The organism is Bacillus cereus group sp. BfR-BA-01408 (assembly GCF_022663305.1).
GTDB lineage: Bacteria > Bacillota > Bacilli > Bacillales > Bacillaceae_G > Bacillus_A > Bacillus_A pacificus.
The window spans coordinates 1-21,898 of record NZ_JAKUFF010000054.1; the positions used below are offsets into that span (position 1 = coordinate 1).

The following is a 21,898-nucleotide window of genomic DNA, read 5'->3' on the forward strand; positions in this document are numbered from 1 at the left end:
GTACGATAACACCTTGCACACCAATGGATGTTCCCATTAGAAACTTTGTAAAAGGTAAAATGAAGAATAATAGAATGATAAATGGAAGAGAGCGAATGATATTAATAATTGTATTAAGAATTGGATAAATGATTTTATTTTCGTGCTGCCCACCAGGTCTTGTTAAAACAAGTGTGACACCAAGTGGCAGTGCAATAAGGATCGAGATGAGTAATGAAATAGATGTCATTTGAAAAGTTTGTATGGTCGCCTCCCATATAACTTTACCCCATTCATCCAAAAAGGACTTGTTTTCCATGGTCTGTTCTACCTCCTTCTACGATGATTCCCTGTTCTTGTAAAAATGATAAAGCACGGTTGATTTCATTTTGTTCCCCTTGCATATGAATGATAAGTTTCCCGTATGCTTCATGTTTTAATTGAGTAATATTACCGGATAAAATATTCGGATATACTTGGAATCGTTTTGTAGCGACAGCTAATGCTGGTTCTCCTGAAGAATTTCCTATAAAAGAAAGAGTTACAATTTCACCAGTAGTTTGAAGTTCTTTTTGTACATCTTCTGGAATTTTTGCTGCAAATGCGCTATTTACAAATTTCTTCGTTGTTACATGTTGTGGGTTTGTGAATATATCCTTCACAGTCCCACTTTCGACTACTGCTCCATGTTCCATAACAGCAACTCGGTCGCATATACGCTGGATGACATTCATTTCATGTGTAATTAATAAAATTGTAATCCCGATTTCTTCATTAATCTTTAATAATAGGTCAAGAATAGAATCAGTTGTTTCTGGATCTAAAGCACTCGTTGCTTCGTCGCTTAATAACACTTCAGGTTCATGTGATAGTGCACGTGCAATGGCAACACGTTGTTTCTGGCCACCAGAAAGTTCACTTGGATAGGCATCCTTTCGAGTAAAAAGATCGACAATGCGTAAATACTTTTCTACTCTTTTTTCAATTTCTACTTTTGAAATGCCAGCAAGACGTAACGGTAATGCGATATTTTCATAAACGGTAACAGTTTTAAGTAAATTGAATCCTTGAAAAATCATCCCGATTTTTTGTCTCGCTTTTGCTAGTTCCTTTGCTGATAAAGTTGTTAAGTCTTGGCCGTTTACAATGATATTTCCTGTCGTTGGTTTTTCTAATAAATTTACACATCGAATTAATGTACTTTTGCCAGCGCCACTATATCCAATGATTCCAAATACTTCACCCTTTTTTACTTGAAGGGAAGTAGACTTAAGAGCTTCCACATTCCCTTTTTTTGTTGTAAATACTTTGGATACATTTTTCAATTCAATCATTATCGTCAGCTCCTACCAAGACGGTAAAATAGAACCATCAAATTTTTTCTCGATAAATTCTTTTACTTCTTTAGATTGATAAGCTTTCTTTAGTTTATTTATAACAGCATCATCTTTATTTTCAGTACGAACAACGACCCAGTTCACATATGGTGAATCTTTTCCCTCGCGGAAGATAGAGTCTTTTGCAGGGCTTAATTTTGCACCTAATGCAAAGTTTGTATTAATTGCAGCTGCTTTTACTTCACTTAGTTGTGTTGGTAATTGAGATGCCTCTAATTCAACAATCTTTAAATTTTTTGGATTTTCAATTACATCTTTTGCAGTCGCTTTTTCTGTAGCCTTTGGATCAACTTTTAAAACACCTGCTTTTTCAAATAGTTTTAAAGCTCGAAGTTCATTCGTTGGGTCATTCGGTACAGCAATTGCATCGCCCTCTTTTAATTCTTTTACGTCCTTTAAGCTTTTTGAATATACGCCCATAGGGAATGTTACTGTTGAAAATACTTCGGTTAATTTCATATTACGTTCCGCTTTAAATACGTCTAAATATGATTTCGTTTGATAGCTATTTACATCAAGGCTTTTTTCATCGAGGGATACGTTCGGTGCTACATAATCATTAAATACTTTTATATCGATTTCGAGACCGTCTTTCGCTGCTACTTCTTTTACCTTTTCAAAAATTTGTTCATGAGGCCCTCCTGTTACACCGACAGTAATCTTTTTCTCATCTAACGCTTTTACTTCTTTATCTGAACTCCCGCTACATGCGCTTAATAATAATACAGCCCCACTTACAATGCTTAATAATACTTTCTTCATCTATAATTCCCCCTTAAATATACGTTCCAAAATAAAAAGCACCTCTCAAAAATAAGAGAGGTGCCGAATAGACAAAATAGATTCCTCTCTTATCTTCCAAAACGAGAACTCGTTTTGCAGGAATTAGCACCTTAGCTTATACGTTATAAGCTCGGTTGCCGGGCATCATCGGGCCAGTCCCTCCGCCACTCTTGATAAGAGTATGTGTATGTAGTTTTTTTAATATGGTACTAATAGTAAATCTTACAAAAAGAATTGTCAACGTTATTTTCTGAATATATTTTATTTTAAGGTAATCGAAACGTTACCTTTCTTATGTCCCTTTTCCACATACATATGAGCTTCAGCAATTTCTTCTAATCGGTAAGTTCTATCAATAACAGGTTTTAAATGTTCTGTTTCAGTTAGTTTTTTTAGTAGAATCATATCCTCTTTACTTACTTTTGCCATCATTCCATTAACAGATACATATTTTCCATTGGGTGTTAATGTATTTGTACAAAGGGATTTTTTATACTTCCCAACTGCATCAAATATAATATCGTAGCGCTCGCACCCCTTAGTAAAATCTTCTTTCGTATAATCAATTACTTTATCAGCTCCTAAAGATTGAACGAGTTCAAAATTTGAATTACTACAAACAGCCGTAACGGTCGTACCGAAATATTTAGCAAGTTGTACAGCAGCTGTTCCTACCGATCCTGAGGCACCATATATGAGTACTTGTTGCCCTTTTTTTATACGGCCCTTTCTCAGGAAATGCAATGCTGAAGTTCCACCAAAAGGAATAACTGCTGCTTCTTCATATGTCATATTGGTAGGTTTTAATGCTATTAATCCACTTTCATGTACGCATGTGTACTCGGCATAACCGCCGAGGTTTAGTTCTGTTAATGCAAAAATTTGATCTCCTTTTTTAAATTGAGTTACAGCTGTTCCTATTTCTTCGATTTCGCCGGATAACTCTACACCGAGTATAGGCTTTCTCGGTTTTCTAAAACCTAATATGATCCGCATAGGAATCCAAAATAATAGAGGGCTATTAAATCCGCGTATTCTACAATCTCCAGTCGATACACTTGTTGCGTGAATTTTAACTAATACTTCATTCTTTTTAGGGGTAGGTTTCTCTATATTTTGAAGCTGAAGAACGTTAGGTGGTCCATACTGTGTGCAAATGATTGCTTTCATAATGACCTCCTGAAATGAGTTGTTGTTATTTATATCATATTTAAAGTCTTCATTAAACATGTCGCTATATAGCGAATATAGATTAAAAATTATATAGATTTCATAGGAAAATAAGTACAATATGAAGAGGAAAAGATGTAGAAGAGGAGAGTGTCATTTGAAAAAAAGAAAGATAGCGGTGGTTATGATGGCTTATACAGTGTTGCTTGTGACATCTGTAAATACATATAAGGAGCAATTAAATCATCCGATTATGAGTGATGTAGGAAAGTTACTCCCGACAAAAATAAAACGTGTTGAAAGTGCTACGGATGAGCACTCGTTAATAAAATTAGTGCAAGATGCGAATGTTTCTGGAGAGAAGATTTCTATTGCTGGTATGCAACATAGTCAGGGCGGGCAGACATATTATCCGCATGGGACGATGCTTGATATGAAAGGGTATAATAAAATATTAGAATTTGATCCAGAGAAGAAGCGCATTACAGTTCAAAGTGGTGCCACGTGGAATGACATTCAGAAGAAAGTAAATCCATATGGTCTTGCTGTTCAGGTGATGCAGTCGCAAAATATTTTTACGGTTGGTGGTTCATTAAGTGTAAATGTACATGGTCGTGATATTCGTCATGAAGCATTGATTGATACAGTAGAGTCGTTTAGATTGTTAATGGCGGATGGTACGGTGCGTAATGTAAGTAGAGAAGAGAATGCGGATTTATTTCCTTATGTCATTGGCGGTTACGGGTTATTTGGTGTCATTTTAGATGTGACCTTAAAGTTAACAAATGATGAATTATATGAAACGCACACGAAAATGCTAGATTATAAAGAATACACGTCTTATTTCAAAGAGAAAGTGAAAAAAGATGAAAATGTTCGTATGCACTTAGCTCGTATTTCTGTTGCTCCAAATTCATTTTTAAGAGAAATGTATGTGACAGATTATACATTGGCAAAAAATCAAAATATGAGGGAGGAATATAGTAAATTAAAAGAAGAAACTATTATAGCAGCGCCTAAATTTTTACTTGGATTATCACGCTATAGTGATTGGGGAAAAGATACGTTTTGGGATATACAAAGAAGTTATTTTGAACGTACAGATGGAAAGTATGAGACGCGAAATAATGTTATGAGGTCAGATAGTGCCTTTATGGAATATGAAAATCCGAATAGGACAGAGGTGTTACAAGAATATTTTGTGCCTATAGATTCTTTCACGGAATACATAGATGATTTACGTAACGTATTAAATGAGGAAGAGTTTAATTTGCTCAATATTACGGTTCGTTACGTGGAAAAGAATGAAAATGCAGTTTTATCCTATGCGAAAGATGATATGTTTGCACTGGTTCTTTTAATTAATCAAGGGCGTTCTGAACATGAGATAAAGAAAACAGAAAATGTTATTCAGAAGATGATTGATGTTACGTTAAAGCATAACGGTAGTTATTATTTACCGTATTATTCTTATCCATCGAAAGAACAGTTAAGGAGAGCATATCCTCGTATAGAAGAATTTCTTCAGAAGAAAAAAGAAGCGGATCCAAAAGAGAGATTTGTGAATTTATTTTATAGGGAGTATACGAAATGACATATAGAAGATTTGTAGCTTCACAAAGCATTATTATGATGGCTGGAAGTATGGTATTTCCTTTTTACATTCTATTGCTTCGGAATGTTGGAAATAGCTTCTCACAGTTTGGCTGGGCATATGGCTTATTTGCCTTAACTTCAGCTCTAGTATATCCGTTAATTGGAAGAATCTCTGATAGAGTAGGTGATAGAAAGTTATTAATTATATACGCCTGGTCCATGGCGATATTAATGCTTTGTTTTCCTATTGCAACAGAAGTATGGCATGTATACATTCTTCAAATTTTAATGGGTATTTTAGGGGCTGTGCAGCGTAATACGGAGAAGACATCGTTAGCACGAAAAGTTGTACAAGAAAATGCTGGTTATGAGATTGGAAAATATCATGTGTGGACATCGATTGGAGGAGCAGTAGCAATTATTGCAACAGGATATTTAGTAGATTTCTTTACGATCGGCACGATTTTTTATATTGCATCTATCTTATATGTAGTGAGCGGGGTTGTATTAAGTAGTAAAAAAATATAACGATTCCCATTTTTACCTGAATAACCTTTATTTGTTATACTAAAGGGGGAGACAAAAGAAAAGGGGACATTGCCTTTGATGAAATTTTTAATTTTAGCTATTCTCACTTTGTTTTTGATTCCATGGACAAGAAGAAGCGGTAGTAAACTTCGAGCAGTGGATAAGAAAGGGGATGAGAAGGTTGTAAAGGGTAAGAAATCATCTATTTTAGTTATTCCAGTTTTATTTTGGATAGGTATTGCAATCTATGAATATTTTTGGCTAATTGATGATCGAGCAGATTCAATTCTTACTCATTATTCTGTTGCAGTAGCGATTTTAATTGGGCTTGTTTTATTTTCCCAAGATCAAATAGGTAAATTAGAAGGTACGTTAAAAGGACTTCTAATGCTTGTTTTACTTGCAAGTTACGGCTACTTTGGTTATTTGCACGATATAGTAATCTCGCAAAAGAAATATGATTCTGTTGTAAAGGTAGAGAAAGATATTTCAGAGCCATTTACTGAAAATGATCAGCCATTTACAGTGCCGCCAAAGACAGCGGAGAATAAGATGAAAAAAGTATTTGGGGATATTCCGAAAGTAGCTTATTTTGAGCTAGGAGAATTAACACCACAAATGGTAAATGGCGAGGCTTTATATGTAGCACCGATTGAAGTTTCAGGGTTTTTTAAAGCACGTAAAGCTGAGACAATTCCAGGGTACGTCACGATGTCAGGTACGAATCCTGATGCAGAAGCGAAACTGCACCTTGGTTATAAAATGAAATACGTGCCAAGCATGTTTTTCGGAAATAATTTAGAGCGTGTGGTAAGGCAAGCAGAACCAAATTTAATCTTTAAAGGAAAACCTAAATTTGAAGTGGATGATAAAGGGAAACCGTATTATACAATGACGTACGGTGAATTTATTTCAGGAAGATCTGGATTTGAGGTAGAGGGCGTTGTAGTAGTAGATGCACAAACAGGCGAAGTGAAAAGATACGATAAAGGAAAGGCACCTAAATTTGTTGATGGCGTATTAAATCACGAGACTGCATCTACGTTAAATACGTACTTCGGTAAATATATTCACGGATTTTGGAATACAAAATTCTCGCAAACTGATATGAAGATCCCGACTGAGTGGGGAACGAAAGAAGGAGTTACACCGATTTTCGGTAAGGATGGAACGTTATATTACTTTACTGATTTCACTTCTCCGAAAGAGGGAGTAGATTCTGCACTAGGTTATTCACTTATCGATGCGCGTACAGGTAAGTTGTATTACTATAACGGAAAAGAAGTAAAGGGAATTATGGATGGTTCGGCTGCTTCGGAAGTCGTGGATAATTCTTTTAAGAGAGAAAAGTGGCATGGAACGATGCCGGTTATTTATAACGTGTACGGTAAACCTTCTTGGATTGTACCTGTTATTGATGACGGAGGATTAGTACGTGCCCATACTGTTATCTATGCTTCTAATGCGAAAATATTTGCAACAGGTTCGACGCAAAAAGAAGCGCTTGAGAATTATAAAAATGCGCTGAGTGGAAGCGGAGATTCATTTAGACCGACTTCAAATGGAAAAGAGGCGCAAAAAGAAGGCACTGTACAACGTGTATATAAAGAAAAATCAGGTGAAAATACAATCGTGTACGTACTGTTAGAGAATGAACAAAAAGTATTTATGATACCTGTGAAGAAATTCCCATATGCTATGTTTACAGAAGTGGGAGATCCAATTCAAATCACATATTTAGATACAGGAGAGGCGATGTCTTCCGTATCTAAATTTACAAATAGTAATTTGAACAAGTAAAGCGATAGAAATTCTATCGCTTTTTTTTACAAAATTAAACAGGAAAATGCGCTATACTTGACGTATGTTTATGTTGTAACTATAATTGTTACGATTTAGTATGTATAGGAAAGGGTGAATGAAAAAAGTGAATGAAGTTAATCAGGAAATATATAAGCCTGTAAAGATGAACAGGTTATGGATGATTCTTGTATTAGGAACACTTACGGCGATTGGGCCATTATCTATTGATATGTATTTGCCTTCGTTACCGAAATTAACGGATGACTTGCAAACAGGTGCATCACTAGCCCAACTTACATTAACAGCTTGTTTGCTTGGGCTTTCAGTAGGACAATTATTTGTTGGCTCAATTAGTGATATTTACGGAAGACGCAAACCTCTTATTATTGCCCTCATTATTTATGTTGCTTCTTCTTTACTTTGTGCTGTTGCGCCATCTATTTGGACGTTAGTGTTATTACGCTTCCTACAAGGAGCTTCGGGATCAGCCGGGATTGTTATATCACGTGCAATGGTACGTGACATGTATTCAGGTTCTGAAATGACGAAGTTCTTCTCACTACTTATGTTAGTAAACGGAGCAGCGCCTATTTTGGCACCGATTATTGGGGGACAATTATTACAATTTACAACGTGGCGCGGTGTTTTCATCGTTCTTGGAGCAATAAGTGTATTCATGTTAATATCAGCTACTTTCGTATTGCGTGAAACATTACCTCCTGAAGAAAGAGAAACAGGTGGTTTGTCAGGGACGTTAGCGACGTACGGAAAACTATTAAAGGATCGTTTGTTTATGGGATATGCATTGTCACAAGGATTAGTAACAGCGGCAATGTTTGCATACATTTCGGGCTCACCATTTGTGTTGCAGAACATATACGGAGCATCACCACAGCAATTTAGTTTATTCTTTGCAATCAATGGTATTGGTATTATTATTGCTAGTCAGGTAACAGGTCGTTTAGCGGGGAAAGTGAATGAGAAGACATTATTTGTCTCTGGTATCATTATTGCAGCTGTTGGTGGTTTATCTTTACTACTGACAATCTTACTAGGAATAGGGTTAATTGGCGTTTTATGCTCGTTATTTCTTGTCGTATCAAGTGTTGGGGTTGTCTCAACAACTGGGTTCTCGTTAGCGATGAGAAATCAGAAACAAGCTGCAGGAACAGCATCAGCTTTATTAGGCTTATTACAGTTCATTTCAGGAGCACTTGTTGCACCGTTAGTAGGTATTGGGGGAAGTAACACCGCATTACCGATGGGTGTTGTAATAGCTCTTTGTGAAGTTGGTGCTGTGTTATGTTATTTGTTTATGGCCAGAAGAAGTGAGAAGCAGTTTGAACTGCAACAAAGACAAAATTTAGAGGCTTAACAAAAAAGAACTGATTCAAAGGTAATATTTGAATCAGTTCTTTTTTTCATTTCTTTGAAATACCTCATATAGTTTTGTAAGGTGATGTAGTAAAGCAGTGCAAAAGTTATTTGTATAAAGTGACGATACTGTGACAAACATGTTGGTATATATGTTACGATGTCGTCTTAAGTGTAAAAAGTAGGATGTTCTCGGTATAATAACAAGTGGAGATAAAAGAAACTATAATGAGTAATAGCTGTAGATAAAAGGAGAAGAAGAGATGAAGAAGGTTTTGGGTATTGCTGTAATGGGAAGTATGCTCCTTCTAGCAGGGTGTAATGGAAATAAAGATACGAAAGAACCGAAAGAAAAGGTAGAACAATCTACTGAGCAAACAGAAGAGATGAAAGAATACCGTGCAGTACATGAAAAATATGATTTGAAAATGAATAAAGAGATTAATAAAGCACTACAGTTATTTGAAGTAGCAAAAGAAAAGGGCGGTAAGGAAATAACGAATGCTGCATATAAAGAAGATGTGCAAGAGGTAACGACGAGCATGTTAGAAGATATTGATCATATACGTAAAGAAATTCGTGTTCCAAAGTCGAAAGAGCAAGAACATGAAGTATATGTTGGTTTCTTGAATGAATCGGAACAAGCGATGAAAAAATTACAGACGTTAGCGAAAGAAGAAGATTCATCGCTGATTCGTGATATAGAAATTAACTTTGCAACAGCATCGACATACTATAAACGTTTTCAAGCAGAAACGAAAAAATAACCTTGCCTGTGCAAGGTTATTTTTTCCTCTTACCATCGCCATCTTCATCCTCGGATACTAATACCTTCTGTTCTTCGTGAAATTCGGAAATAGTTTGCCCGGTAATATTATCAAAGGGGGTGTAAAAAGAGGTAATGCTTTTCTTTTTAATGAAAAGTTTATAAAACCCAATGATAACAAGTATAACGATTGTTAATGGTAATCCTATAGTTGCTAGAAGTAAGGGGTCCATCTTATAACTCCTTTCATATCTTTTTTTATTATAAGCGAAATACGACATAGATAAATGAAAGTATTAAAAACTGATTTTTCTAAATATATCCAATTTGATTGACTTTTCGTTTTTTCAGAATTATAATTCGAAATATACAATTTGAACCAAATAATAATATAGCAATTTACTTATCCAGAGAGGTAGAGGGACTGGCCCTATGACACCTCAGCAGCGGGTTCTGTAATAGGAACACCGTGCTAATTCCAGCAAGCAAGTCTTGAAAGATAAGTGATGGGCCTTTGTTTATTAAGCCTTGATCTTATTTTTTAAGATCAAGGCTTTTTGTATTCTAAAAAGAGAAAAGGGAGTAATGGAAAAAGTACGTTCATAAAACTAAGTAAATATATGTGTTTAGGGGGTTATTGGAGTGTATGTAATTAAAAAATTATCAGTTATGGTGTTCACGCTATGGGTTATTACGACGGTGACATTTCTAATTATGCATATTATTCCGGGGGATCCATTTTCATCAGATGCAAAAATCTTTCCTGAAGAAGTGATCCAAAACATGAGAGCGAAGTATCACCTTGATGAACCGCTATGGAATCAATATGTTGCTTATTTAGACGGCGTAGTTCATTTTGATTTTGGTGAATCTGTTCAATCAACCGGGCAAGGTGTATCAGAAATTATAACAACTGGTTTTGGTCCATCAGCAATTATTGGTTTACAAGCACTTATTATTTCATTGCTAGTCGGAATTGCTGCAGGTACATTTGCTGCTCTCTATCATGGGAAGGTAATTGATTACGGTGTAAGTTTACTTGCCATCCTCGGTATTTCTATTCCGAGTTTTATTTTAGCACCACTATTTATACAAGTATTCGCTATTCAATTCGAACTCTTACCAGTAGCTTCTTGGGGTACATTTGAACATACGGTATTGCCATCCTTTGCATTAGCGTTAGGACCAATCGCAGTGATTACAAGATTTGTTCGCTCTAATATGATCGAAGTACTGCAGAGTGATTATATTAAGTTAGCGAGAGCGAAAGGTATACCGATTAAGAAGATTATTATAAGACATGCTCTTCGAAATGCGATTGTTCCAGTACTTACATTTGTTGGACCATTAATGGCGGGACTTTTAACAGGTACTTTCGTTATCGAAAAGATTTTTTCAATTCCTGGTCTCGGAAAATATTTTGTAGATAGTATTTTTAATCGAGATTATCCAGTGATTATGGGAACAACCATTTTTTATAGTGCACTTTTAATTGTATGTATTTTTATTACAGATATTATTCATCGTATTGTTGATCCACGTATTCGTTCTATTACGTAAGGAGGGAGATGTTTAAATGGGGGCTTATGAAATTAATGACCAGTTATTAACAAATGAAGAGAAAAAAGAATTAACAATAAATAAAGATCAGCAAAAGATTAGCCGAAAGAAAGAAGTGTTTCGTAAGTTTATATCGAATCCAATCGCAGTTTTAGGAACAGTGACGTTATTACTCATTATTATTTTCTCATTAATTGGCGAAAGTTTAACGTCATTTACTGCGAGTGAACAAGTGAAAGAAGCAACGAATTTACCTCCTAGTAGCGAGCATTGGTTCGGAACTGATGATTTAGGAAGAGACATATGGGCACGTACTTGGGCTGGTGGAAAAATTTCATTAACAGTTGGATTAGTGGCAGCTGCTCTTGATATAGGACTTGGTGTGCTAATCGGAGGATTTAGTGGATATGTAAGAGGGCGCAATCGCCTTGGGACATTAATTGATGAGTGGATTATACGAGGAATCGAAGTGTTATACGGTATCCCATATTTATTAATTGTTATTTTACTATTAATTGTTATGAAACCAGGTCTTTTTACCATTATCATCGCCCTTGCATTAACAGGATGGATTGGTATGGCACGTCTCGTTAGGGCACAAGTCTTATCTTTAAAACAAAGAGAGTTTGTTATTGCAGCGGAGCGATTAGGTACATCACATATGAAAATTATATACGGGCATTTAATTCCGAACTTAACAGGCATTATTATCGTAAATTTATCATTTACAATTCCAGCAGCTATTTTCTCAGAATCATTTTTAAGCTTTATCGGACTAGGAGTGCAATCACCAGCAGCAAGCTGGGGGACGATGACGAATGATGCACTTGGGACATTATTGAGTGGAGAATGGTGGCAGCTATTCTTCCCAGCAATCATGATTGCGCTCATTATGTTCGCGTTTAATGCAATTGGTGATGGTTTACAAGATGCAATTGATCCAAAAATCGTAAAACAGAATCGAAAGGAGAAAAAACATGGGACAGCTCTTATCTTTAGAAAACGTAACGTTAGCCGTTGAAAAAGAGAATAGTAAACAAGCAATTGTGAAGCATGTTTCCTTTTCTATTAGCGAAGGTGAAATCGTTGCACTTGTAGGAGAAAGTGGTTCAGGGAAAAGTGTTACAGCACAATCCATTATTGGCTTAAATCAAGAATCAATCCATATTGATGATGGAAATATATCTTTTGAATCAGAGGAATTAACGAATCTACAAGAATCAGAATGGAATCAAATTCGTGGAAAAGATATTTCGTTTATTTTCCAAGACCCTCTGTCCTCTTTAAATCCGACGATGAAGGTGGGAAGACAAATTACAGAGGTGATTTTGCAACACGAAAAGAAATCGAAAAAAGAAGCAAAAGAAATTGCGATTAACTTATTAAATGATTTAGGGATACATGAAGCAGAGAAACGCTTTGAACAGTACCCACATCAATTAAGCGGAGGCATGAGGCAACGTATTTGTTTAGCAATCGCATTTGCCTGCCACCCAAAACTCGTTATTGCGGATGAACCTACGACAGCATTAGATGTAACAATTCAAAAGCAAATTATGGAGTTATTAAAGGAAAGAAAGGAAAAGCAAAATACGAGTATTTTACTAATTACGCATGATTTAGCACTTGTACGTGAAGTAGCGGATCGAGTAGTTGTGATGTATGGAGGACGTGTTGTTGAAAAAGGAACGATAGAGGAAGTGATAGGTTCCCCTAAACATCCATACACGAAAAGCTTATTACAAGCAATTCCGAATATGGATGATTCTGAAAAAGCATTACGTGCAATAGAAGGGACGACACCTTCCATTGAGACGTTAAATAGCTTTGGTTGTCCTTTTGTCAATCGTTGCCCAGTAGCGATAAAAGAATGTATTCATCGTTTCCCAGAGAGAACAACATATTCCAAGGAGCATAGTTCACATTGCTGGCAACATGTTCTGGAGCATAATAAGGCGAAATCAAAAGAGAAGGTGAATGCCTCATGACGACAGATTTAATTACTGTAAAGCAAGTAACGAAAACATATGGAAGTAAAAATAAAGAAATCGCAGCATTAAAAGATATATCACTTTCTATCCCGAAAGGAACAACGCTTGGCATTATTGGCGAAAGTGGTTCAGGAAAAACAACACTTGGAAAGCTCATAGCTGGGATCGAGAGCCCAACGTCTGGTGAAATTGATTATAACGGTCAAGTCGTTCACAAACTGAAGGCAGCTCATAAACGTGATTTCTTACAGAAAGTACAGTTTATTTTTCAAGATTCCACAGCTGCATTAAATCCGCGCTGGAAAGTACGCGATAGCGTAACGGAAGGTTATATTTCATTCGGTTTAGGTGATAAAGGGTTGAAGGATAAAGTAGCAGGTGATGCGCTAGAGCGTGTTGGATTAGATAGAAGATATATTGATCGATATCCGCATGAATTTAGCGGAGGACAACGCCAACGTATCGCTATTGCAAGAGCGTTATTGTGTGAGCCAGAAGTATTGATTCTTGATGAACCAATTTCAGCATTAGATGTTTCATTGCAAATTCAAATTGTACATTTACTGCAAAAGATTCAAAAAGAACAAGGCTATACATATTTATTTATCGCGCACGATTTACCGATGGTTCACTATTTATGTGAAAAAGTGGCTGTCCTATATAAAGGAGAACTTGTTGAATTTGGAAATACGGATGAAGTATTCCGTAATCCACAACATTCTTATACAAAAACATTATTAGCATCAACACCAAAAATTTCAGGTTAAAGGAGAATGTAGGATGAAGAAGTTTTTACTGTTTGTCATTATGACTGTTTTAGCAATTACTTCTGTCGCTTGCGGTAAGAAAGAGACGCAAAAGGCGAGTGCTGGTAAGGGGGAAGGAGATCGATTAGTAACGAATATTGGTAGCGATCCATATACACTTGATTCCGCTATTGCGACAGATAGTACTTCAGGTTATGTAATTGGACATTTATTCTCAAGCTTATATACGCAAGATAGTGATGGGAAATATCAAAATGAATTAGCAGAGAAAGAAGAAGTAAATGCTGATGGAACTGAGTATACAATTCATTTAAAGAAAGATATTAAATGGTCAGATGGTTCTCCTATTACAGCAAATGATTTTGAATTTGCATGGAAGCGATTATTAAATCCGAAAACGGGTTCTATGAATGCAACAGAAATGTATTTTATTAAAGGGGCAGAAGCATACAATACTGGAAAAGGTGAAGAAGGACAAGTTGGCATTCAAGTCATTGATCCTCAAACATTAAAGGTAACACTTGAGCACCCAGTGTCTTCTATTAAACAAAAATTGGCAAGCTCATTATTCATTCCATTATCTAAAAAATCAATTGATGATAATAATAAATTAAAAACAGATCCAAAAGAGTTAATTACGAACGGACCATTCACATTAAAAGAATGGAAGCACAATCAGGCTATTACAGTACAAAAAAATAAAGAATACTATGATAAAAAGGTAACATTAAAAGAAATTGAGTTTCGTATTATTCCAGATTCTAAAACAGCGTACCAATTATACAAATCAAAAGAATTAGATTTACTAAGTGGTTTACCACAAGAGATGATTGAGAAAGAAAAAGGAAATAAAGAATACAAGCGTGTTGCAGGATTTTCATCTTATATTTATTCGTTTAATGTAGAAAAAGAGCCGTTCACAAATGCGAAAGTACGTAAAGCATTCTCATTAGCAGTTGATCGTAAGTTTATTGTTGAAAAACTGTATAAAAACAATGCACAAGAAGCAAATGCATTCGTTCCAGAAGGAGCAAAAACACAAAGTGGGCGTGATTTCCGTAAAGAAAAAGGTGGTTACGTTAAATTTGATCCAGCAGAAGCGAAAAAATTATTAGAAGAAGGTATGAAAGAACAAGGCTGGTCTACATTACCTGAAGTAACATTAAAATTCACTACAGATACACAACATAAAAAAGTAGCAGAAGCAATGCAAGAAATGTTTAAGAAAAATCTTGGTGTAGATATTAAATTAGAAAATAAAGAGTGGAAGAGTTACATCGACACATATAAGCAAAGTGATTTCCAATTAGCTTATATGGGATGGGGCGGTTCTCTATTAGACCCAATTACTAAATTAGATTTATATGCAGGTGATGGTCCAAACAATTATGCAAAATGGCATAATAAGGAATTTGATGCTTTAGTGAAGGAAGCAGAAGTGGAACAAAATGAAGATAAGCGTTTTGACTTATTGCATAAAGCAGAAGATATTATGTTTACAGATTCACCATTAATTCCAATTATATTCCCGTCGGATTCCTATTTACAAAAACAAACGGTATCTGGACTTCAATATTATGTTGGATCTAAACCAGATTTAAGATACGCAAAAATAAAGAAGTAGGCAACCGCCTACTTCTTTATTTTATTTCTCTTTTATATTCTTTTTTCGTTCCATCAGAGAAGACAACTTCTAAATCGAATTTTTGGTAGTCTTTATCAAGTTTGAACACGTTCACTACTTGATCGATTACTTCTTGGTCAGCAGTATCTTTATCAAATTTTAATTCTTGTAGAAGTGGGCTTAATTTTGTGATAGCCTCGTCTCCTGTTAATTTTACATCTGCTTTATGATCTTCAATTTTTGCTTCCATTTTCTTATCAGCTGCTACATTTTTATAGTCTGCTTCGTAGTCTTTCTTTGTATCTTGGTAGTCTGCCTTTAAATCGAATTCATTGAAGTTTAGTTTTAAATCTGCAGGAGCCTCGTTTTTTGCTTCTTCAGTTGTCTTTTTATTAGAAGTTGTGTCTTCTTTTGCAGGAGCTTTACATCCTGTTAATGCAGGTACTAGCATAAGAGCTAATAAAACTGATAGTAGAGTTCTCATTATAAATTCCTCCTTATGTAAATTCGTTCTATACAAGTTTTTCCCAAAATCATGTAATTATGTATGTGTTGAAAATAAATTATTATTCTGTAGTTGCAAGGGCTAATCCGCAATTTAAATCAAAAAAGATTTGTATGTATATGGTAAATTGAAGTTGTGAGGGAGGGACTAAAATGCATGAAGAATATAAAGAGATAATAAAAAAATCAATTGAATATATAGAAAATCACTTGCATGAGGAGCTTACAACAGAAAGAGTAGCATCTTACAGTGCGGTGTCGATGTACCATTTTCATCGTATTTTTCAAAGTTATATTGGTATGAGTGTAACGGATTACATTCGAAAGAGAAGATTAACTCATGCTGCACAAGCTTTAGTATCGACTGAAAGAGCAGTTATTGATATTGCAATGCAATATGGTTTTTCCTCACAAGAGGCATTTACGAGAGCTTTTAAAAGAATGTTTCAATGCAAAAAGAAGGAAAAGAGGATTGTTGACAATTATTTGAAAAGTTATATAATCTAAATGTAAGTGATCACTTGCATGAGGAAGAGAGGATTTTATGGCGCGCTCAAAGACGGCAGAAAAAATTATTCAAGCAGCGATTGAATTAGTGAAAGAAAAAGGATATACAGCAGCGACAACGAAAGAAATTGCAATGCGTGCTGGTGTTAATGAAGTAACGATATTTCGCAATTTTAAAAGTAAGAAGGGTGTTATTGAAGCAGCGGTTGCTGAATTTTCATATGTACCGCATTTAAAAAAGTTTTTGCAAACAGAGATTGTATGGGAATTAGAAACAGATTTAAAAAACTTAGCAAGGCATTATCATAATTTTTTAGATGGGGTAAAAGATATTATTGCTATCGGTATACGTGAGGCTGGAGAATTTCCTGAATTAGACGGGGAAATTGCTAAAATACCACAAGGACTAAAAGAAGAATTAAGTATCTATTTTGCAAAAATGCAGGAAAAAGGAAACATTATTGATACGAATATTGAAGCGCAAGTAATGAACTTTATCTGGATCAATTTTGGATATTTCTTATCTAAATTACGTTTTGCTGATCGCCTGACAGAAGTTGATGATGAGAAATTTATTGAAAATAATATTGTTTTATATGCTAGGGCATTAAGACCCTAGTATTTATTTAAAATAAAATGCAAGTATGTACTTGCTTGCTAAAAGGAGAGCGGGAAGATGGATACATTAAAACAGTTTTTAAAAAGACCAGGTACGTATGTAGGAATGGTAGTAGCGCTATCGTTCCAACTTATTTTCTTTTGCGTATGGTTAACAGCATATGATGGAGTGAATGAAAGAGCAGATCAAATGCGTATCGCTATTGTGAATGAAGATGTCAATATAGGTAATAAAATAGCAGAAGGCTTACAGAGAAATTTACCATTTCAAGTGAAAGCAGAACGGTCTGTAGAAAAAGCAAACAAAGAAATGAATGACCATGTGTACGATATGATTATTGAAATTCCTGCTTCTTTTTCAAAAGATATAAATGAAACGGGAAAATCAAATTTAAACTTCCACATTAATCAAGCGAATGCCATGATGGCAAAGCAAATGATGGAAGGAGCTGCAAAACAAATTCGAGATAATGTAAATAAAGAGGTAGCAAGTTATAAGAAACAAGCGATTGTCGGAAAGCTACAAGCTGTAGGACCTGAGAATGTAGAAGTGATAAAAGGGTTAACGGAAGATTCAATTGGTTTTACAGTTCATAAAGTAAATGATGCAAAAGGATTTTCAGTGAATATGGTACCGCTAATGATCGTATTAGCTTCATTTGTAGGAGCAATGATAATGAGTATGGAACTATCAAAAGTTGCAAAAGAAGTAAAGGGCGGTTGGAGTAATTTCTTATCAAGACAAATTATAAACGGTACAGTATCGATTTTACTTGCATGTATTACAATTGGTTTGATGAAAGGCTTCCAAATTGAGATGCACGAAACAGTGGGGAGTATATGGGGGTTTCAAGCAATAGTCTTCTTCGCATTTCTTTCATTAACACAAATGTTTCTAACTGTGTTTGGAAACGCAGGTATGATTTTTAATATTATCTCACTATCGTTACAACTTGTAAGTTCCGGTGTAATTGTCCCACATGAGATGCTTTCTAAAACATATCAAACAATCGGTGAACTATTTCCCGCAACATATGCAGCGAATGGCTATTATACAATAATATTTGGAGAAGTTAGTTTAGAGAGAAATATTATTTCATTATTAGTTATTGTATTGGTTACACAATCAGTAGCAGTGATGACTTTAGCTATAAAAGGAATGGTAAAGGGAAAAAGCTCTGTAGTTAAAGAAGCATAAAATAAAAAGGTATCCTCAATTGGATACCTTTTTATTAGCACTTATTATTTTGCAACTTCTGTCCACTTGTAGTTAAACTCACCACCGAAGTCAGTTGTTACAAGTCCTTTAATAAATCCGCGTTGTAAGTAAGAACGACCTTGTTGGTATAAAGGAGCGACAGCACCGTCTTGTAATAGAATTTTTTCAGCTTGCTTCATTGCTTCCCAGCGAGCTTTTTCATCACCAGCTAAATCTGTTTTTACTTTATGAATGAGCTCATCGTACTCTTTGTTAGAGTATTTATCGAAGTTATACGCACTATCTGTTGTAAATAAATCTAAGAATGTAATTGGGTCAGCGAAGTCAGGGCCCCAGCCATCAATACCGATTTCATAGTCACCACTTAATAGTAGTTTTAACTGTTGTTTACGTGGTTGTGGTTTTAAATTCACTGTTAATCCATCTAAGTTCTTTTCTAGTTCACCTTTTAAATATTCACCAGTCTTTTTAGCTAAAGCGTTATCACTTGTTAATAGTTCAATTGTTACTTTGTCAGTACCAAGTTCTTGCTTCGCTTTTTTCCAGTTTTCTTTCGCTGTTTTCACATCATCTTTCACTAGATTTCCGTTTTCTTTACGGAAGTCGTTGCCTTCAGGGCTCTTTGCAAATTTCGCAGGAATCATTCCTTCAGCTGGAACAGCGCCGTTATTTAAAATTGTTTCTACGTATGCTTTTTTATTCATTGCGCCGTTAATAGCAAGGCGTACATGTTGATTTTTTAATGTTTCATTTTTTTGATTGAGTCGTAAAAATTGAATGCCAACTTCAGCACGTTCTTTGAAGTTTGGATCGCCCTTATATTTATCAACAAACTCCGCAGTTAAAGCAACGCGATCAATTTGTCCTGAATCATATAAGTTCACTTCTGTAGACTTATCTTTAACGATATTGAAGTTGATTTCTTCTAATTTTACCGTTTTAGCATCCCAATAGTTAGGGTTTTTCTTCAATTGGAAGCCTTGTTCGTGTTTCCATTTATCTAATGTGAAAGCACCGTTGTAAATTAAATGATTTGTTTCTAAACCGTATTTATCGCCTTGAGACTTTAAGTACTCTTCATTAATTGGTAAGAATGTTGAGAATGTCGTTAAGCTTAAGAAGTAAGGAACAGGACGGTCTAGTTGTACTTCTAACGTTTTGTCATCAACAGCTTTAATACCTAATTGATCAACTGGTAATTGTTTTTGGTTTATTTGTTTCGCATTCTGTATATCGAAGAATAAGAATGCATATTCAGCTGCTGTGTCAGGGTTTACGGCACGTTGCCAAGCGAAGACGAAGTCCTTTGCTGTAACAGGAGTAGCGTTTGACCATTTTGAATCACGCAGATGGAATGTATATTTTGTTTTATCGGGACTAACGTCAACCGACTCAGCAACACCAGGAATTGGTTTATTATCTTCTCCCATTGCGTATAAACCTTCAAAAACATTTCGCATTACGCTCATGGATTCCCCATCCGTTGCTTTTGCAACATCCATTGTTGGAATTTCTGAAGCGAATGATAAGTTAATTGCCTGCTTATCAGGTGCTTTATCATTTGCTTTCGCTCCGCTTGCATGATCTTTATTTCCCCCGCAAGCAGTTAGTAATAGACTTGCCCCTAAAACAGATGCAACAACAGGTACAACTTTTTTCTTCATTGTTCGTTCCTCCCTAAATGTGTTGTTCGTAACGTCATAATGTCCATGTCTTGAAGTGTATTTATAGAAGAAGAGAAAACCTATTATAAATATGTATATGTAGGTAATCAGGTGTTCTATATGTATATACATGTTGAAATATAATGTATCGTTATATGTTTCAACATAGGAGACGTTATATTTTGATGGTGAAATATTTCGTTTCTTTGATTATTTAGAATATTAACACTGGGAAGAACTATATGTCAATAATAAAAAGTGGAGTATTAATTTTTTAAAATAATATATTAAAAAAGCGGATTTTCTCTTATTGAGAATCCGCTTTTAATACATTTTTCCAATAAAATAATTGTTGTAGATAGAAAAACTTCAATTCAGCTTGCCTTTTATTTTTCAATTTGTGCCCATTTGAAGTTTAATTGGCCTGCAAAGTCTACTTGCACAATTCCTTTCACATAAGAACGTTCTAAATAAGATTCGCCTTTTTGGTAAAGGGGAGCGATAACTGAGTCTTTAAATAATATTTTCTCAGATGCTAGTAATGCTTCCCAGCGAGCTTTTTCATCACCAGCTAAAGTCGTTTTCACTTTTTCAATTGTTTCATCGAACTCCTTATTAGAGTAATGATCCAAGTTGTAAGGGTTATTCGTTGTAAACAATTCAAGGAATGTAATTGGATCAGCAAAGTCAGGGCTCCAGCCGTCAATACCAATTTCATAGTCACCTTTTAATAAAAGTGAAACTTGTTGTTTACGTGGTTGTGGTTTCACATTTACTGTTAATCCATCTAAATTCTTTTCTAGTTGTCCTTTTAAGAACTCACCAGTTTTCTTATCAAGGTCAGCATCACTTGTTAATAATTCTAATGTTATTTTTTCAGAACCAAGCTCTTGTTTCGCCTTTTTCCATAACTCTTGTGCAGATTTTGTATCAACTTTGGTTAAATCTCCGTTTAAAGTACGGAAGTCTTTTCCATCAGGCCCTTTTGCAAAGTTTTTTGGAACGAGACCAAAGGTTGGTGTAGAGCCATCATTTAATAACGTATTTACAAAGGATTTTCGATCAATTGTTTGATCGATTGCTTGGCGTGCAGACACGTTTTGTAGTACTTTGTTTTGTTGGTTCATACGTAAAAATTGTACGCCTACGTTCGGGCGTTCTTTAAAGTTCGCATCTTTTTTATATTTATCAACGAAGTCGGATGTTAATTTTATACGGTCTAATTGTTTTGATTCGAATAGGTTTACTTCTGTTGATTTTTCTTTTACGACGTTAAAATTGATTTCCTCTAGTTTGACAGTATCTTTATCCCAATAGGTAGGGTTTTTCTTGAATTTAAAGCTTTGTTCATGCTTCCAATCGCTTAGTGTAAAAGCGCCGTTGTACAAGATTGTATTGTCTTCTAAAGCGTACTTATCACCTTGTTTTTTAAAGAATTCCTCGTTAATTGGTAGAAATGTTGGGAACGCTGTTAAGCTAATAAAATATGGAACAGGGCGTTCTAATTCTACCTCAAACGTATGGTCATCAACTGCTTTTACACCAAGTTGGTCGGCTGGAAGTTCTTTGTTGTTAATTTTTGTTGCATTTTTAATATCAAAGAATAGAAATGCATATTCAGAGGCTGTTGCTGGATCGACAGCTCTTTGCCAAGCGAAGACAAAATCTTTCGCTGTAACAGGAGTGCCGTTTGACCATTTTGAATCTCGCAGGTGGAATGTGTATTTCGTTTTATCGCCACTTACTTCATGAGATTTTGCAACACCAGGGACAGGTTTATTACCTTCACCAAGGTTATACAAACCTTCAAATACGTTTCTCATTACTTGACCAGAATCAGTATCTGTAGCACGAGCTGTATCCATTGTTCGTATTTCAGTAGGTGAAGATAAGTTTAAAACCTGTTTACTAGGTGCCTCGTCTTTTGCATTTGCTCCGCTTGCTTCGTTTTTATAACTACCGCAACCAGTTAATAAAATACTTACTCCTACAACTGACGCAATACCGGGTACAAACTTTTTTTTCATTTGATTTTCCTCCTAAATAAT

At 35.3% G+C, this 21,898-nt stretch carries 19 protein-coding genes, 2 pseudogenes and 2 riboswitches; of the genes and pseudogenes, 13 read left to right on the top strand and 8 right to left on the bottom strand.

Features of this window, described 5'->3' with window-relative positions; all coding sequences use genetic code 11:
* The 4 genes and pseudogenes from MR083_RS19145 to MR083_RS19160 all read right to left on the bottom strand — a co-directional run.
* Nucleotides 1-298 (bottom strand): annotated as a pseudogene (locus MR083_RS19145) (metal ABC transporter permease); the annotation flags it as partial.
* Nucleotides 273-1,313: a methionine ABC transporter ATP-binding protein gene (locus MR083_RS19150; RefSeq protein ID WP_242269710.1), complete on the bottom strand. Its 1,041-nt coding sequence runs from the start codon at nt 1,311-1,313 to the stop codon at nt 273-275. The pseudogene MR083_RS19145 and the gene MR083_RS19150, both read right to left, overlap by 26 nt.
* A gap of 12 nt (nt 1,314-1,325) precedes the next feature.
* On the bottom strand, nt 1,326-2,138 hold the full coding sequence (locus MR083_RS19155) for a MetQ/NlpA family ABC transporter substrate-binding protein (RefSeq protein ID WP_000757001.1): 813 nt from the start codon (nt 2,136-2,138) through the stop codon (nt 1,326-1,328).
* An 86-nt stretch (nt 2,139-2,224) separates the two neighbouring features.
* A riboswitch (SAM riboswitch) is annotated at nt 2,225-2,339 on the bottom strand.
* Nucleotides 2,340-2,420: 81 nt separating this feature from the next.
* Complete coding sequence (locus MR083_RS19160) at nt 2,421-3,329, bottom strand: NAD(P)-dependent alcohol dehydrogenase (RefSeq protein ID WP_000643895.1); 909 nt, start codon at nt 3,327-3,329, stop codon at nt 2,421-2,423.
* Nucleotides 3,330-3,486: 157 nt separating this feature from the next.
* Here MR083_RS19160 and MR083_RS19165 point away from each other — a divergent pair, with 157 nt between their 5' ends.
* The 5 genes from MR083_RS19165 to MR083_RS19185 all read left to right on the top strand — a co-directional run bounded on the left by MR083_RS19165 (nt 3,487) and on the right by MR083_RS19185 (nt 9,397).
* Complete coding sequence (locus MR083_RS19165; protein WP_242269711.1) at nt 3,487-4,923, top strand: FAD-binding oxidoreductase; 1,437 nt, start codon at nt 3,487-3,489, stop codon at nt 4,921-4,923.
* Nucleotides 4,920-5,453: an MFS transporter gene (locus MR083_RS19170; protein ID WP_000222354.1), complete on the top strand. Its 534-nt coding sequence runs from the start codon at nt 4,920-4,922 to the stop codon at nt 5,451-5,453. Before MR083_RS19165 ends, MR083_RS19170 begins: the two co-directional genes overlap by 4 nt.
* Before the next feature lie 78 nt (nt 5,454-5,531).
* Complete coding sequence (locus MR083_RS19175) at nt 5,532-7,253, top strand: DUF3981 domain-containing protein (RefSeq protein ID WP_000670270.1); 1,722 nt, start codon at nt 5,532-5,534, stop codon at nt 7,251-7,253.
* Between the two features lie 118 nt (nt 7,254-7,371).
* Nucleotides 7,372-8,631, top strand: a complete 1,260-nt coding sequence (locus tag MR083_RS19180) for a multidrug effflux MFS transporter (protein ID WP_016716265.1) — start codon at nt 7,372-7,374, stop codon at nt 8,629-8,631.
* Between the two features lie 262 nt (nt 8,632-8,893).
* Nucleotides 8,894-9,397 carry a hypothetical protein gene (locus MR083_RS19185; RefSeq protein WP_242269712.1) on the top strand — a complete coding sequence of 168 codons (504 nt, stop codon included), beginning with the start codon at nt 8,894-8,896 and terminating at the stop codon, nt 9,395-9,397.
* A gap of 16 nt (nt 9,398-9,413) precedes the next feature.
* On the opposite strand, the gene MR083_RS19190 is transcribed toward MR083_RS19185, so the two are convergent.
* Entirely contained in the window at nt 9,414-9,629 is a 216-nt protein-coding gene (locus MR083_RS19190) for a DUF3951 domain-containing protein (protein ID WP_000371391.1), read from the bottom strand.
* A gap of 167 nt (nt 9,630-9,796) precedes the next feature.
* Nucleotides 9,797-9,902: riboswitch (SAM riboswitch) on the top strand.
* A 136-nt stretch (nt 9,903-10,038) separates the two neighbouring features.
* Between MR083_RS19190 and MR083_RS19195 the strand changes: the two genes are divergently transcribed.
* Genes MR083_RS19195 through MR083_RS19215 form a run of 5 tightly spaced genes read left to right on the top strand, consistent with a single transcriptional unit; the run spans nt 10,039 to nt 15,338 of the window.
* Nucleotides 10,039-10,956 (top strand): ABC transporter permease, encoded by a 918-nt coding sequence (locus MR083_RS19195; RefSeq protein WP_000289310.1) that lies wholly within the window; start codon nt 10,039-10,041, stop codon nt 10,954-10,956.
* Between the two features lie 16 nt (nt 10,957-10,972).
* Entirely contained in the window at nt 10,973-11,977 is a 1,005-nt protein-coding gene (locus MR083_RS19200) for an ABC transporter permease (protein ID WP_000501518.1), read from the top strand.
* Nucleotides 11,934-12,944, top strand: coding sequence for an ABC transporter ATP-binding protein (locus MR083_RS19205; protein WP_242269713.1), 1,011 nt, complete (start codon nt 11,934-11,936; stop codon nt 12,942-12,944). The genes MR083_RS19200 and MR083_RS19205 overlap by 44 nt, the downstream gene beginning before the upstream one ends.
* Nucleotides 12,941-13,714 (top strand): ABC transporter ATP-binding protein, encoded by a 774-nt coding sequence (locus MR083_RS19210; protein ID WP_000205672.1) that lies wholly within the window; start codon nt 12,941-12,943, stop codon nt 13,712-13,714. Before MR083_RS19205 ends, MR083_RS19210 begins: the two co-directional genes overlap by 4 nt.
* Nucleotides 13,715-13,727: 13 nt before the next feature.
* A complete protein-coding gene (locus MR083_RS19215; RefSeq protein WP_000714111.1) occupies nt 13,728-15,338 on the top strand; it encodes a peptide ABC transporter substrate-binding protein in 1,611 nt (536 codons plus the stop codon).
* Nucleotides 15,339-15,354: 16 nt separating this feature from the next.
* Here the strand turns inward: MR083_RS19215 and MR083_RS19220 are convergent, their stop codons facing one another.
* Entirely contained in the window at nt 15,355-15,822 is a 468-nt protein-coding gene (locus MR083_RS19220; protein WP_001259643.1) for a YusW family protein, read from the bottom strand.
* Nucleotides 15,823-15,995: 173 nt separating this feature from the next.
* On the opposite strand from MR083_RS19220, the pseudogene MR083_RS19225 reads away from it, so the two are divergent.
* The 3 genes and pseudogenes from MR083_RS19225 to MR083_RS19235 form a co-directional block, all read left to right on the top strand.
* Nucleotides 15,996-16,346, top strand: a pseudogene (locus MR083_RS19225) (helix-turn-helix domain-containing protein); the annotation flags it as partial.
* Between the two features lie 40 nt (nt 16,347-16,386).
* Nucleotides 16,387-16,968 carry a TetR/AcrR family transcriptional regulator gene (locus MR083_RS19230; protein ID WP_000124364.1) on the top strand — a complete coding sequence of 194 codons (582 nt, stop codon included), beginning with the start codon at nt 16,387-16,389 and terminating at the stop codon, nt 16,966-16,968.
* Between the two features lie 57 nt (nt 16,969-17,025).
* Nucleotides 17,026-18,165 (top strand): YhgE/Pip domain-containing protein, encoded by a 1,140-nt coding sequence (locus MR083_RS19235; RefSeq protein ID WP_242269714.1) that lies wholly within the window; start codon nt 17,026-17,028, stop codon nt 18,163-18,165.
* Nucleotides 18,166-18,209: 44 nt separating this feature from the next.
* Here MR083_RS19235 and MR083_RS19240 read toward each other — a convergent pair whose 3' ends face one another.
* On the bottom strand, nt 18,210-19,850 hold the full coding sequence (locus MR083_RS19240; protein WP_242269715.1) for a peptide ABC transporter substrate-binding protein: 1,641 nt from the start codon (nt 19,848-19,850) through the stop codon (nt 18,210-18,212).
* A gap of 386 nt (nt 19,851-20,236) precedes the next feature.
* Nucleotides 20,237-21,877, bottom strand: coding sequence for a peptide ABC transporter substrate-binding protein (locus MR083_RS19245; protein WP_000726477.1), 1,641 nt, complete (start codon nt 21,875-21,877; stop codon nt 20,237-20,239).
* Between the last annotated feature and the right edge of the window lie 21 nt (nt 21,878-21,898).

Bases quoted from the DNA above. Each gene is read 5' to 3' on its own strand.
- MR083_RS19240 (WP_242269715.1), bottom strand. From the start codon at position 19,850: ATGAAGAAAAAAGTTGTACCTGTTGTTGCATCTGTTTTAGGGGCAAGT.
- MR083_RS19160 (WP_000643895.1), bottom strand. From the start codon at position 3,329: ATGAAAGCAATCATTTGCACACAGTATGGACCACCTAACGTTCTTCAG.
- MR083_RS19220 (WP_001259643.1), bottom strand. From the start codon at position 15,822: ATGAGAACTCTACTATCAGTTTTATTAGCTCTTATGCTAGTACCTGCA.
- MR083_RS19180 (WP_016716265.1), top strand. From the start codon at position 7,372: ATGAAAAAAGTGAATGAAGTTAATCAGGAAATATATAAGCCTGTAAAG.
- MR083_RS19185 (WP_242269712.1), top strand. From the start codon at position 8,894: ATGAAGAAGGTTTTGGGTATTGCTGTAATGGGAAGTATGCTCCTTCTA.
- MR083_RS19170 (WP_000222354.1), top strand. From the start codon at position 4,920: ATGACATATAGAAGATTTGTAGCTTCACAAAGCATTATTATGATGGCT.
- MR083_RS19205 (WP_242269713.1), top strand. From the start codon at position 11,934: ATGGGACAGCTCTTATCTTTAGAAAACGTAACGTTAGCCGTTGAAAAA.
- MR083_RS19245 (WP_000726477.1), bottom strand. From the start codon at position 21,877: ATGAAAAAAAAGTTTGTACCCGGTATTGCGTCAGTTGTAGGAGTAAGT.
- MR083_RS19155 (WP_000757001.1), bottom strand. From the start codon at position 2,138: ATGAAGAAAGTATTATTAAGCATTGTAAGTGGGGCTGTATTATTATTA.
- MR083_RS19230 (WP_000124364.1), top strand. From the start codon at position 16,387: ATGGCGCGCTCAAAGACGGCAGAAAAAATTATTCAAGCAGCGATTGAA.
- MR083_RS19175 (WP_000670270.1), top strand. From the start codon at position 5,532: ATGAAATTTTTAATTTTAGCTATTCTCACTTTGTTTTTGATTCCATGG.
- MR083_RS19150 (WP_242269710.1), bottom strand. From the start codon at position 1,313: ATGATTGAATTGAAAAATGTATCCAAAGTATTTACAACAAAAAAAGGG.
- MR083_RS19215 (WP_000714111.1), top strand. From the start codon at position 13,728: ATGAAGAAGTTTTTACTGTTTGTCATTATGACTGTTTTAGCAATTACT.
- MR083_RS19200 (WP_000501518.1), top strand. From the start codon at position 10,973: ATGGGGGCTTATGAAATTAATGACCAGTTATTAACAAATGAAGAGAAA.
- MR083_RS19210 (WP_000205672.1), top strand. From the start codon at position 12,941: ATGACGACAGATTTAATTACTGTAAAGCAAGTAACGAAAACATATGGA.
- MR083_RS19190 (WP_000371391.1), bottom strand. From the start codon at position 9,629: ATGGACCCCTTACTTCTAGCAACTATAGGATTACCATTAACAATCGTT.
- MR083_RS19235 (WP_242269714.1), top strand. From the start codon at position 17,026: ATGGATACATTAAAACAGTTTTTAAAAAGACCAGGTACGTATGTAGGA.